10 protein-coding genes are annotated in these 12,458 nt (G+C 62.5%); 7 read left to right on the forward strand and 3 right to left on the reverse strand.

The window, feature by feature from the left end:
- Window positions 1-61: 61 nt before the first annotated feature.
- Complete coding sequence (locus N4T19_RS04765; RefSeq protein WP_116925720.1) at window positions 62-1,195, reverse strand: cell division protein ZipA C-terminal FtsZ-binding domain-containing protein; 1,134 nt, start codon at window positions 1,193-1,195, stop codon at window positions 62-64.
- Between the two features lie 23 nt (window positions 1,196-1,218).
- Window positions 1,219-4,746, reverse strand: coding sequence for a chromosome segregation protein SMC (gene smc / locus N4T19_RS04770; protein ID WP_182341471.1), 3,528 nt, complete (start codon window positions 4,744-4,746; stop codon window positions 1,219-1,221).
- Window positions 4,747-5,088: 342 nt separating this feature from the next.
- Between smc and N4T19_RS04775 the strand changes: the two genes are divergently transcribed.
- From N4T19_RS04775 to gloA, 6 genes are all read left to right on the forward strand, one after another.
- A complete protein-coding gene (locus N4T19_RS04775; protein ID WP_260719592.1) occupies window positions 5,089-6,630 on the forward strand; it encodes a protein adenylyltransferase SelO in 1,542 nt (513 codons plus the stop codon).
- On the forward strand, window positions 6,627-7,037 hold the full coding sequence (msrB, locus tag N4T19_RS04780; RefSeq protein ID WP_021028109.1) for a peptide-methionine (R)-S-oxide reductase MsrB: 411 nt from the start codon (window positions 6,627-6,629) through the stop codon (window positions 7,035-7,037). Before N4T19_RS04775 ends, msrB begins: the two co-directional genes overlap by 4 nt.
- 272 nt (window positions 7,038-7,309) lie before the next feature.
- Window positions 7,310-7,855 carry a septation protein A gene (locus tag N4T19_RS04785; protein ID WP_182341477.1) on the forward strand — a complete coding sequence of 182 codons (546 nt, stop codon included), beginning with the start codon at window positions 7,310-7,312 and terminating at the stop codon, window positions 7,853-7,855.
- Between the two features lie 75 nt (window positions 7,856-7,930).
- Complete coding sequence (locus tag N4T19_RS04790) at window positions 7,931-8,215, forward strand: BolA family protein (protein WP_021028111.1); 285 nt, start codon at window positions 7,931-7,933, stop codon at window positions 8,213-8,215.
- A gap of 47 nt (window positions 8,216-8,262) precedes the next feature.
- Entirely contained in the window at window positions 8,263-9,048 is a 786-nt protein-coding gene (locus tag N4T19_RS04795; RefSeq protein WP_116925724.1) for a peptidylprolyl isomerase, read from the forward strand.
- Window positions 9,049-9,225: 177 nt separating this feature from the next.
- Entirely contained in the window at window positions 9,226-9,639 is a 414-nt protein-coding gene (gene gloA, locus N4T19_RS04800; RefSeq protein ID WP_116925725.1) for a lactoylglutathione lyase, read from the forward strand.
- A 101-nt stretch (window positions 9,640-9,740) separates the two neighbouring features.
- On the opposite strand, the gene N4T19_RS04805 is transcribed toward gloA, so the two are convergent.
- On the reverse strand, window positions 9,741-11,465 hold the full coding sequence (locus N4T19_RS04805; protein WP_260719593.1) for a diguanylate cyclase domain-containing protein: 1,725 nt from the start codon (window positions 11,463-11,465) through the stop codon (window positions 9,741-9,743).
- A gap of 572 nt (window positions 11,466-12,037) precedes the next feature.
- Between N4T19_RS04805 and N4T19_RS04810 the strand changes: the two genes are divergently transcribed.
- Entirely contained in the window at window positions 12,038-12,307 is a 270-nt protein-coding gene (locus N4T19_RS04810; protein WP_260719594.1) for a DNA-directed RNA polymerase subunit alpha C-terminal domain-containing protein, read from the forward strand.
- The last annotated feature ends 151 nt before the right edge of the window (window positions 12,308-12,458 follow it).

Genomic DNA, 12,458 nt, shown 5'->3' on the forward strand with positions numbered 1-12,458 from the left:
ACAGCGGCGCCCAGAACGCAAAAAAGGCTGCACAGGCAGCCTTTGGCAAAACGGGTGCGGCTTAGCTGAACAAACGCCGTGCAGCCAGCGAGCCCGCTGCCAGGTCGCGCTGCTCGAGCTGGTCGTACAAGTTTTCCAGATCCTGGGCGATGGGGTCCACCACCATGATCGGCAGGGGCGTGCCATTTTGGTCGCAGATGACGCCGTCCATCTCGGCGCACAGCGCCTCGGCGGCAGTGCGCATCTTGTCGAAGGGCTTTTCGCTGCGTGCCACATGGGGCACATCCAGGCTCAGCAGCACATCGCGCAAGGCGCTGGCTTCCGGATCGTCGGCCAGTGCAGCCTGCGCGTCATAGGTCAGCGCCAATATGGCAGGCATTTGCTCGATGCCCGAAGGCATCACCATGCGGCCAGGGCCAGCCGGCACAAAACCATGCTTGGCCGCAACCTGGGCCACATAGCCGGGGCTCCAGGAGGCGCGCTTGGCACGCAGCATAAAGGCCAGCTGCGCATCATGCTCGCTGGCAAAGGCGTCAAGTTCGCGAGCACGGGCCACTTCCTGCAGCATGTCAGGCGTGTCGTGCGCCGCGCCGATGCTATCGGCAAACTGCTGGACCTTGGTGACGAACTCGGAAAACTCGATCTCGTTCATCGGGCCATGGCGGTTGGCCAGCTGCACGCCGGCCTGAAATCCGGTGTAGCGGGCGCCGGCGCGTGGCAGCTCCCAGGTCTGGCTGGTCTCGTTCATGCCTTCGATGTTGAAGGCCTTGTTGCCGGCGCGAAAGCTGCTGGGCATGGCTGCGATGGCCGCATTGCCGGAGACGATGCCGTCGGTGTGGATGGTGGCAATCGCATCGGTGAGCGGGTCGAGAATCTGCTGGCGGTCACCCAAGTAGGTGCCGGGGTTGCCGCTGCGTGCCACCGCGCCTGCACCAAAGGCATCGGCACTGTGGCCGCTCAGGCGGGGGCCCTGGCCGCCCAGTTGGGCATCGAGCACCGGGTCACCGGTGGCTGACGATGCCGCGCGGCCATCAAAGCCGGGCTCGTAGCGCAGCTCGGAGTCGCTGCTCTGGCCTGGCTCCTCGGGCCGGGGCTTTTTGGGCTCGTTGCGGCGTGCCGACCAGGTGTTGTAGGCGATGTACAAAACCAGAATGACACCAAAGGTGATCACCAACGCCAGTTGAAAATTACTCATACGACTTCGTTTTTAAAAATCTTTCACGCCGAATCGGCCATCGACAAGGCAGATTCCATATCCACGGCCACAATGCGCGAGACGCCCTGCTCCTGCATTGTCACACCAATCAGCTGCTGGGCGATCTCCATCGCGATCTTGTTGTGGCTGATGAAGAGGAACTGCGTGCTGCGGCTCATCGAGGCCACCAGCTTGGCATAGCGCTCGGTATTGGCATCGTCGAGCGGCGCGTCCACCTCATCGAGCAGACAGAACGGCGCCGGGTTCAGCTGGAAGATCGCAAACACCAGCGCAATCGCGGTCAGCGCTTTCTCGCCGCCCGACAGCAGATGGATGGTCTGGTTCTTCTTGCCCGGCGGCTGGGCCATCACCTGCACGCCCGAGTCCAGAATCTCGTCGCCGGTGATGATCAGCTTGGCCTGGCCGCCGCCAAAGAGCTCGGGGAACATGCGGCCAAAATGGCTGTTGACGGTGTCAAACGTGCCCGAGAGCAGCTGCCGGGTTTCGGCATCGATCTTCTTGATCGCGTCTTCCAAGGTTGTCATGGCCTGGGTCAGGTCGTCCATCTGCGAGTCGAGGAAGGTCTTGCGCTCGCGGGCGTGGTTGAGCTCATCGAGCGCGGCCAGATTGACGGCGCCCAGCGCTTCAATCTCGCGGTGCAGGCGGTCGATCTCGCCTTGCAGACCGGTCAGGCGCACCTGGCCGTCCTTGACCGAGGCGGCAATGACCTCCAGATCGGCCTGGGCTTCCTGCAGCAAGGTTGTGTACTGCTCCAGGCCCAGTTGCGCGGCCTGCTCCTTGAGCTTGAACTCGGTGATGCGGTCGCGCAGCGGCTGCAGCTCGCGCTCAAACTGCTGGCGGCGCTCATCGCTGCTGCGCAGCCGGGCGGTCAGGTCGTCGTACTCGCTGCGGCGCGCGGCCAGGTCCTTCTCGCGCTCCATCTTCAGGTTCAGCGCATCTTGCAGGCCGCCTTGCGCGGCCGCGTCGTTGAGGCGCTTTTGCTCCTCCTGCGCGCGCAGCTGTTCATCGCCCAGGGCCTTGGCCTGCTGCAACGCCGTCTCCATCGTGCGGTTGAGCTCGGCGCGGCGCGCTTCCATGCTGCGCTGGCCAAACACCGCTTCCTGCGACTGGCGCTCCAGTGCACGCAACTGCTCGCGGGCGCTGGCCAGCTTGCGCTCGGACTCATACACGGTCTCATCGAGCTGGGCATGGCGCTCCTGGCTGTCGGCCAGCTGCATGTCCAGCTCTTCAAAGCGGGCCTCGGCCGCAATCCGGCGCTCCTGGATCTCTTCGAGCTGCTGCACCACTTCGCCCAGGTCGGTGTCGATCTGCGCGGTGCGGGCCCGGGCCTGCTCGGCCAACTGGGTCAGGCGCAAGGTCTCGACCTGCAGCTCATGGGCGCGGTTGCGGGTTTGCGCAGCCTCGGCGCGCACGGCCACCAGGCGCTGCGAGGCATCAGCGTAGGCGCTCTCGGCACGCACCAGCGCATTGCGCGCCTCTTCGCCAATCAGCGATTGGGCGCGCAGCTCCTTTTCCAGGTGTTCGATTTCCTGGGCCCGGGCCAGCATGCCCGACTGCTCGGAGTCCTGCGCATAAAAGCTCACGCTGTGCAGGCTCACCGAATGGCCGGTCGGCACAAAAATGGTTTCGCCCGCCTGCAGGCGGCTGCGCTGTGCCAGCGCCTCGTCCAGGCTCGGGCAGGTGTAGCAGCCGCTCAGCCAATCGACCAGCACGGCGCGCAGGCCGGCATCGTGCACGCGCAGCAAATCAGACAGCTGCGCGAGTTTGCCAGCAGGAGCTGCGGCCGGTGCTTGGGGCACGCTGTAGAAAGCCAGGCGGGCGGGGGGTGCATCCTGGGCACCTGCGCCCAAAAAGCCGCGCACCATATCGAGGCGGCTGACTTCCAGTGCAGCCAGGCGCTCGCGCAATGCCGCTTCGAGGGCGTTTTCCCAGCCGGGCTCGACCTGGATGCGGCTCCACAGGCCTTGGAGGCCATCGAGCCCATGCTTGGCCAGCCAGGGCTGCAGCTTGCCATCGGTCTTGACCTTTTCCTGCAAGGCCTTGAGGGCCTCGAGCCGTGCCGACAGATCGGCCTGCTTGGCGCCTTCCTGGTTGACCTGTTGCTGCTTGCTACGCCGCGCCTCATCGAGCTGGGGGACGCTGTCTTGCAGCTCCAGCAGGCGCCCTTCGGCAATCTCGGCGGCCTCGGCTGCTTCCTCGTTTTGCTGCTGCAGGTTGGCCAGGCGGGTCTCGTCGGGCGCGGCCATCGCATTGCGGTCGCTGCGCAATCGCTCGCTGCGCACTTCCAGGCCTCGGCTTTGTTCGTTCAGGCTGCGCTGCTCGGCGGCCAGCACCTGGATCTGCTGCTGCACCTGGGTGACGGAGCTGCGCTGCTCATTGGCGCGCTGCTGGGCCAGGCGCAGCGCCTCTTCCATATCGGGCAGCTGCAGGTTTTGCTCTTCGAGCTGGGCGGCCAGCATCTCGGCGCGCTCTTCGGCATCCATGCCCTGGCCGGCCAGGTTCTCCAGCTCGGCCTCGGATTCGTCCTTGCGAACGGTCCACTGCGCAATCTGCTCGGCCAGTTGCACCAGTCGGTTTTCCACGCGCTGGCGGCCTTCGACCACATAGCGGATCTCCGCTTCGAGCCGGCCCACTTCGGCAGTGGCCTCGTAGAGCTTGCCCTGCGCCTGGTTGACGATGTCGCCCGCGGCATAGTGCGACTGGCGAATGGTCTCGAGGTCCGCCTCGACATGGCGCAGATCGGCCAGGCGCGACTCCAGGTCATTAACGGCCTTGAGGCCATCGATGCGCACCTTCTCCTGCTCCTGCTCGGCATCACTGCGTTTCAGGAACCACAGCTGGTGCTGCTTCAAGGTGGCGCTGGCATTGAGCGCGTTGTACTTGGCCGCCACCTCGGCCTGCTTCTCCAGCTTGTCGAGGTTGGCGTTGAGCTCGCGCAGGATGTCCTCGACCCGGGTCAGGTTCTCGCGTGTGTCGTTGAGGCGGTTCTCGGTCTCGCGGCGGCGCTCCTTGTACTTGGAGACGCCAGCGGCCTCTTCCAGAAACAGGCGCAGCTCTTCGGGGCGCGACTCGATGATGCGGCTGATGGTGCCCTGGCCGATGATGGCGTAGGCGCGCGGGCCCAGGCCCGTGCCCAGAAACACGTCCTGCACATCGCGCCGGCGCACCGGCATGTTGTTGATGAAGTAGCTGCTGCTGCCGTCGCGCGTGAGCACGCGTTTGACCGCAATTTCGGTGTACTGGCTCCACTGGCCGCCGGCGCGGTGGTCGCTGTTGTCAAACACCAGCTCCACGCTGGAGCGGCTGGCCGGCTTGCGGTGCGTGGTGCCATTGAAGATCACATCCTGCATGGACTCGCCGCGCAGCTCGCTCGCCTTGGACTCGCCCAGCACCCAGCGCACCGCATCCATGATGTTGGACTTGCCGCAGCCATTGGGGCCGACCACGCCCACCAGTTGCCCTGGCAGCATGAAATTGGTGGGCTCCGCAAACGATTTGAAGCCAGCAAGCTTGATGGAATTGAGGCGCACAGTGCTCGTTTTCTCTTGGATGGGCGGCGATCACCTGCCTGGCGTTGTCGCAAGCGGGCCGGGCCACGCAAGGTGGAGCTGGCCCGGCATGGCCGGCAGGTGCCTGAGGTCCCAGGGATCTCTTCTGATGAAGCAAGCGGTAGAACTCAGGCCGACATAATAACCGGCCCTCCTGGCCCACCAGGGACAAAAGCGCCTGCTGCTGCGGTTTTGCGCCCTGGGCAGGGTCAAATAATGTTGCGCCGCCGCAGCGCTGCGCCCTGCAGGGGCCAGGCTTGCTATATAGACACAGGGCCACGCAGGGAAAGCCGCAAGGCAGACAATGGCTGCATGGATTCAAGCATGTCTACGCGCCCGGCGGCTGCCGCGGTCACCGCATCCACCCCGAGCACAGCAGTGTCTGCACTGCAGCCCGGTGCCCAGTGGCACAACGGTTTTGCCAGCCTGCCGCCGGTCTTCTACACCCGCCTGCAACCCACCCCCATGCCGCAGCTGGCGATGCCGGCGCGCAATGACGCGCTGGCCCAGGACATGGGGCTGCGCCCCGAATGGCTGGCCAGCAGCGAGGCCACCCAGGTGCTGGGCGGCAATGCGCTGCTGCCGGGCATGGACGCCCTGGCCAGCGTCTACAGCGGCCACCAGTTTGGCCACTGGGCTGGCCAGTTGGGCGACGGCCGGGCCATTTTGCTCGGCGAGATCCGCTCGGCGAGCGCCCCCGAGGGCCTGGAGCTGCAGCTCAAAGGCGCGGGCAAGACGCCCTATTCCCGCATGGGCGATGGGCGCGCAGTGCTGCGCTCGTCCATCCGCGAATACCTGTGCAGCGAGGCCATGCACGGCCTGGGCGTGCCCACCACGCGTGCGCTGTCGCTCGTCACCTCGCCCCAGCCCATCTACCGCGAGACGGTGGAGACCGCTGCCGTCGTCGCCCGCGTGGCGCCCAGCTTTGTGCGCTTTGGCCATTTTGAGCATTTCGCGGCCCGCGATGACCAGGACAGCCTGCGCAAGCTCGCGGACTATGTCGCCGAGCGCTACATGCCAGGTGTTGCCCAGCACGCCAGCGGCAGCACCGAGCGTTATGCCGCGCTGCTGGCCGAGGTGGCCGAGCGCACTGCGCGCATGATGGCGCTGTGGCAGGCCCATGGCTTTTGCCATGGCGTGATGAACACCGACAACATGAGCATTCTGGGCCTGACCATCGACTACGGCCCCTTCCAGTTTCTCGACCACTACGACGCCAACCATATCTGCAACCACAGCGATACCGGTGGCCGCTACGCCTTTGCCCGCCAGCCGCAGGTGGCCTACTGGAACCTGTTTTGCCTGGGCCAGGCGCTGCTGCCCTTGATTGAGGACGAAGCGACCACGCTGGCGGCGCTGGAGCGCTACAAGACCGCGCTGGAGCCTGCGATGCAGCGCGCACTGGGCGCCAAGCTGGGCCTCGATCCCGCCCGCAGCACCGCGCCCGAAGCGGTGGCCGCTGTGGTCAACCCCTTGCTCGCCCTGATGCAGCAGCACCGCACCGATTACAGCCTGTTCTGGCGCGCGCTGTCGCAAGCAGTGGCCGATGACAGCCTGCCGGCGCTGGCCCCATGGTTCAATGGCGATGCAGCCTTTGAGACCTGGCGCGAGCAGTACCAGGCGCTGCTGCAGCCCGGCGATGCAGCAGCCACCGCTGCGCGCATGTTCGCCGCCAACCCGCGCTATGTGCTGCGCAACCACCTGGGCCAGCAAGCCATCACTGCTGCCCAGCGGGGCGACTGGACCCCGTTTACCCGCTTGCAAACCGTGCTGGCGACACCATATGCAGACCATCCCGGCTGCGAAGACCTGGCCGCCCTCCCGCCCGACTGGGCGCAACATATTGAAATCAGCTGTTCATCATGAGCTTTCCCGTCCAAAAATCGGATGCCCAATGGCAGGCCGAACTCGCATCCAAGCAAGCCGAATCGGTGGCCTACCAGGTCACCCGCCACGCCGCCACCGAACGCCCTTTTACCGGCAAGTACGAGGCCCACTGGGCCGATGGCAGCTACCACTGCATCTGCTGCGGCGCCAAGCTGTTTGACAGCGACACCAAGTTTGACGCGGGCTGCGGCTGGCCCAGCTTCTCCGAAGCCATCCCCGGAGCGATCCAGGAGAACGTGGACCGCAGCCATGGTATGGTGCGGGTGGAGACGGTCTGCGCCCAGTGCGGCGCCCACCTGGGCCATGTGTTCCCGGACGGCCCCCAGCCCACCGGCCTGCGCTACTGCATGAACTCGGCTGCGCTGGACTTTGAAAAGCAGGACTAAGAACCTGTTCTAAGCCTGGCTTGCCCCTGCCATGACAGGCCGGTGGCAGGCGCGGCACGGAACTTTGGCTGCCGCCAGCGCTCTGACACCCCGGCAAGCCGAGGCGAGCACTTCAGCCCGGCTTAAGCTGGCAGCAAAATAGCTCGCGTATCATTGGACGCTTGCCTGCAGACGCGCCCTTCAACCAAACACAAGCACCCAAAGCCCTGCTCTCTTGTCCGCACTGCGCTCCGGCTTTTGAGCCATGCCGTGCACAGCCCGCATCGCCTGATATGAAATTTTTGATTGATTTTTTCCCCATCCTGCTGTTTTTCGCAGCGTTCAAGGTCTGGGGGGTGTTTGTGGCCACCGGGGTGGCCATCGTGGCGACCATTGCGCAAATCGCCTACCTGCGCTTCAAGGTCGGCAAGGTAGAACCCATGCAGTGGATCAGCCTGGGCGTGATCGTGGTGTTTGGCGGCGCCACCCTGCTTTTTCACGACGAGTCTTTCATCAAGTGGAAGCCCACCGTGCTGTACTGGGTGATGGCGGCCGTGCTGCTGGGAGGCCAGTGGTTCTTCAACAAGAACCTGATGCAAAAGCTGATGTCGGCGCAGGTGCAGCTGCCCCAGCCCGTCTGGAACACGGTCAATTACAGCTGGGCCATCTTTTTTACCCTTATGGGCATTGTCAACATCTGGGTCGCCTACCAGTTTGACCTCGATACCTGGGTCACCTTCAAGATGTTCGGCGGCCTGGGCCTGATGCTGGTCTTTGTGCTGGGCCAGGCCATGTACCTCAGCCGCCACATCCAGCACAACCCGGAAGACCAACCCTGAGCAGGCGCTGAGCCTGAGGTGCCGCTAGCAGCGCTTCGCCAAGGCTCCCAGCCCGCCCGCATTCACTCCTTTTTTATGCAAGCCCAGGACATTACTGCCACCGCCATTGAAGCGGTGCTGCGCGACAAACTCTCGCCCACCCAGTTGGAAGTGATCGATGAAAGCGGTCTGCATGCCGGCCATGTGGGTGCCAATGGCAGCGGATTTGGCACCCATTTCCGGCTGCGCATCGCTTCACCCTTATTTACTGGCACATCACGCATAGCCCAGCATCGGCTTGTGTATGATGCGCTCCAAGCATTCATTGACGCGGGTTTACATGCCCTTGCCATTGAAGTCCTGCATACACCAAAACAATGAAATCACTGGTGTATATTTCCTTCATAGATAAACAATTTGGATTTCGCATGAAAAAACAGCTCTTGTCCGGTCTGGTTGCAGCTGCCCTGCTTGGTTCAGCCGCGCTGCCTGCAGTGGCCCAAAACATTGGCATCGTCAATGGCAAGCCAGTGCCCTCATCCCTGCTGCAGACCTTCAAGGAACAAATGGAGCGCAGCGGTCGCCCGGTGAGCGCCGAGCAAGAAGGCCAGATCAAGGAAGCCATCATTGAGCGCGAAATCTATGCCCAGGCTGCCAAGGCCCAAGGCCTGGACGCGACCGAGTCCTTCAAGGGCCAGGTCGAGCTGGCGCGCCAAGGCATCCTGACCCAGGAGCTGTTTGCTGCCTACGAAAAGGCGCATCCTATCTCTGACGCCGCTGCCAAGGCCGAGTACGACAAGTTTGTTGCGACCAACCAAGGCAAGGAATACCACGCCTTCCACATCCTGGTGGACAGCGAAGACAAGGCCAAGGCCCTGATCGCCCAAATCAAGAAGGGTGCCAAGTTCGAAGACCTGGCCAAGAAGGAGTCCAAGGATCCTGGATCGGGCCAGCGCGGTGGTGATCTGGACTGGGGCAATGCCGCCAACTACGTCCCTGAGTTCTCCGAAGCGATGACCAAGCTGAAGAAGGGCCAGATGACCGATACCCCGGTCAAGACCCAGTTCGGCTACCACATCATCCGTGTGGACGATGTGCGCGAAGCGCAACTGCCCAAGTTCGAGGAAGTCAAGCCCCAGATCGAGCAGCAACTGCGCCAGCAACAAATCCAGAAGTACCAGCAAGAGCTGCGTGAAAAGGCCAAGGTCGAGTAATTCTCGCCACTTCGCTTCTACTTGCAACCCCTGCCCCGTGCAGGGGTTGTGCTTTGTGGGCTGCAGCCTGCCACTGTGCGGCGCTACACTCGGATGGCTCTGGCTGGCCCCTGAAGGTCAGCCTTCTTCCTTGCGGCAGCCCTGTGCTGCTGCTGCCTTTACAAGAAAGAAAACCCCATGCGTCTTTTGCACACCATGCTGCGCGTTGGCAATCTCCAGCGCTCCATCGATTTCTACACCCAGGTGCTGGGCATGCGCCTGCTGCGCACCTCGGAAAACCCCGAGTACAAGTATTCGCTCGCCTTTGTCGGCTACGAAGGCGGCAACCCTGGCCAGGCCGAGATCGAGCTGACCTACAACTGGGGCACCGAGAGCTATGACCTGGGCACGGCCTATGGCCATATTGCGCTAGGCGTGCCCGATGCCTATGCCGCTTGCGAGAAGATCAAGGCCAATGGCGGCAACGTCACCCGCGAAGCCGGCCCTGTGAAGGGCGGCACCACGGTGATCGCTTTTGTGACCGATCCTGATGGCTATAAAATTGAGCTCATCCAACGCGATGAAAGCGGCTCTGGCGGCGGTCTACGCTAAGGCCAGCCCGGGGCGCGTCTTTCAATCACGCCCCACCTCAGCCAAAGCCAGGCCCATACCTGGCTTTTTGCATTCCAGCCACCAAGGGCCATCGGCGCTGGTCAGCGGCTATGGCCGTTGTGCTGCTTGTTTTTGTACATGTCCAGATCGGCGTGCTTGAGCAGGCTTTGTGGGTCGGCACCATCGATCGGATAGATGGCCTGCCCGATGGAAGCACCCAGATGAACCACCTCGCCCTCAGGCAAGCCCTTGAGCGTCTGCAGCGCAGGGGCGAGAACCTCCAGGATCTTGGTTTTCACCACCTGGATCTGCTCGTCGCTGTGGATGCCCTGCAGCACAGCCACAAACTCATCCCCTCCCAGGCGAATCAGTACGTCGTTGCTGCGCAGCACTTCCTTGAGGCGTTGCACTACCTCGATCAGGGCCAAATCGCCGTTTTCATGCCCCCAACGGTCATTGAGCGGCTTGAACTGGTTGAGGTCGATAAAGAGAATGGCAAACACCGCCTGCTTGGGCGCGTTCGGCCGGGTCAGGGTCTCCAGAATATGGTTCAGCGCGCTGCGATTGGCAGCGCCGGTCAGCGCATCGGTGAACAAGCGATGCCGCATATGGTGGACATTGCTGGCCAGTTCACCAATCTCATCATTGCGCTCCACACCAATGGGCACATCGATCTCGCCCTGCCCGACGCGGCGCACCGCATAGGTGAGTGAGCGCATGTCCTTGGCCAAGCCGCCAAAAATGCGCAAACCCAGCGCCAATGCAATACCCAGGGCCAGCAGGCCCAAGGCCACCACCAGCACCACATGGGCGCGGATGCCTGCCAGCATCTGCTGGTGCGGCACAGCGACCACAGCGAGCCAGTTGAGGCCCGCCTCATCGGTCACGCGGCGGTAGGCTACCTCGATCGCATGGTCCTTGGCATCAAAGATCAGCGCCGTGCGCGCCACCTCATTGGACTGCGAGAACTCATGCACCAGCTGCCGGTACACCACTTTGAGCAAGGGATTGCCGGCGCTGGCGGCGTTGACCCGGCTGGGCGGCTGCTCGCCGTTCTCGCGGATATTGTCCATGCGCGTGCCGGCAATCAGGTCCCCATTGGGCTCCATGATGAAAGCCTGCGCGCCCTCGGACAAATGCAGGCCGTCGACGAAAAGCCGCAGCTCGCTCAAAGAGACATCGGTGGCAACCACACCGCTGGGCTGGCCGTCAGGGCCGAACACCCTGCGCGCCCGCGTCATCACCAGGTCCTTGGCATTGAAATCGATATAGACCGGCGTCCAGATATGGCCGACGACGCCCTGCGCGAGCCGGTACCAGGGACGCGTGCGCGGATCGAACAAATTGGATTCTTTTGACAAGAAGATGGGCTCGGCCTGGATCCCTGGCAACAGGTAGCGGCTGCGCACCTCCTGCGCATGCAACTTGATGCGCAGCTCTGCCTGGGTGTCATTGCTGCGCAGCAGGCCTATGCCCTGCCCATGGCGATTGCCGTAATAGACATAGTCGCCCTGGTGCTGAGTGAGTGACGTGGCGGCCCACAGGCGGGTGCGCAGCGCCGGCATGTCGTTCTCAATCCTGTCGGGGGCCTGCAGGCCCGCTGGAAAGCTTGCCTCGATGATGGAGCCCGAGCTGAAGATGTGCCGGTCCACCGCCTGGCTGATGCGCTCGGCCATCTCCACCATCAGCTGCTGCGACAGCATCGATACCGTCTTGCTGCCCGTCCAGTACCACAGCACGCCGAGCACCCCGGTCAGCAATGCAATCAGCATCACAAAGGGCAAAATCAGGGTGATCGTCAACGACGAAGTTTTACGGACGGGCATAACCAGAGATGGGGAAGGCTTGGATGGCGCGGTGGGCAGGTATTGGTATAGATACTGTCAGTTAATTCTTACTTTAACCGTTTTTATGAATTACATCGCACGATAGACCTGCGTAATAACTCAACTTGGCAGCCCCATGTTGCCACGGCAACCCCAGGCCATCGCTGGAATTTTTCTGGCGCGCAAGCGACAGATCCATCGATTACCCTCAGCCTGGTAAAAAGATAGTTGCTCTGGAGATTCTTTTTTTGGGTGGAGAATAGAGGCCGGAAGAAATGCCGCTGATTCCCTTGCCGGGCGGCCTCAGTATAACCAATCAAATACATTTAATTACATTAATTCGGCATAAATCAATCTCGGATCAGCGGAAATCACCCATCATTGAGTTACAAATTAGCTATAAGCTGATAGAATCAATGAATAACAAAATGCGATTTAGCATGATTTGTATCCACTCCTGTCCTCATTGCCGAGGGCTCGGGCATAGCAACTCCCGCTGAATTGGTGGTGCTTGGCCTCAGTCTTCAGTCCAACGATGGACGTTGCCGCTTTGTTTATAGATTGATGATCCCATGGCTACTGAACTGCTTCTGAACAAAAGGCTCTCTCGCAGAACCCTCAACAGCTTGGGGCGACATGCGATCACCGCGGTGGATCAGGTCGTCGAAGCATATCCCGAGCGCTTGCTCAAGCTCAATGGCGTGGGGATGACGGTGCTGCGCGACATCGAGCGGACGCTGTTTCCCGGACAGCAGTTCCAGCCGCACTCAGGCCGCTACAAGGCCTGGACGGAAGACGCAGCCAACCAGCCGCATGCTGAGCAGGCGCAGTCCAAGGACTAAAGGTGCGCCCCCGGGGCACCGCCCTGCTCCTCTGCTCAATTCCCTGCTTTTAGCGGACACCATGCAGGCCTGCACTGCACGCCTGCTGGCATGTACACGCAAGGTCTGTTGCCCGGCCACGGGGCAGAAACGCCATGCCGGGCGCTGTGCG

The sequence above is a fragment of the Comamonas squillarum genome (assembly GCF_025309455.1).
Lineage (GTDB): Bacteria > Pseudomonadota > Gammaproteobacteria > Burkholderiales > Burkholderiaceae_C > Comamonas > Comamonas squillarum.